The sequence below is a fragment of the Micrococcus sp. KRD096 genome (assembly GCF_017168495.1).
Lineage (GTDB): Bacteria > Actinomycetota > Actinomycetes > Actinomycetales > Micrococcaceae > Micrococcus > Micrococcus luteus.
The window spans coordinates 1-462 of the sequence record NZ_JABFAY010000072.1; the positions used below are offsets into that span (position 1 = coordinate 1).

Sequence of the window (462 nt, forward strand, 5' to 3'; positions counted from 1 at the left end):
ACCTTGTCCCCGGAGAGGCCACGGCCGCCGGCCTTCGTGCGCGCCCGGAACTTCAGACGCGCCCCGGACTTCAGCTCGATCGCCTCGTCACCGTTGGCCCGGTGGACCTTCTTCACGCGCTTCGACAGGAACGAGGACCCGCCGATGAGGATCTCCAGGTCCCGGAACGCCTCCTGCGCCGTCGAGAACTCGTGCGCGGACCAGATCACCAGCTGCTGGTCCGTGATGAACAGCCAGCCGAGCACGGCCATCTTCAGCACGCCGGTCTTCATGTTCTGCCGCGGCGCGATCACCGCAGTCTCGAACGCCGTGGACTTCCCGTGCGAGTCCACGCCGAACATCGCGTCCAGCACGAGCCGCTGCTCCGGGTCCGGTCCGTAGCCGATCACATCGCACAGATCCGCGACCTCCGGCCCGTACGTGTCCACCCGCTCAGGGAGAGACTCGTACAGGGGCCGCACC

The 462-nt window shown here is 67.7% G+C and carries 1 protein-coding gene; it reads right to left on the minus strand.

Going from position 1 to position 462, the window contains the following annotated elements; all coding sequences use genetic code 11:
- On the minus strand, window positions 1-428 hold a 428-nt coding region (locus J1M41_RS11710; RefSeq protein WP_206451806.1), incomplete at its 3' end, for a hypothetical protein.
- Between the last annotated feature and the right edge of the window lie 34 nt (window positions 429-462).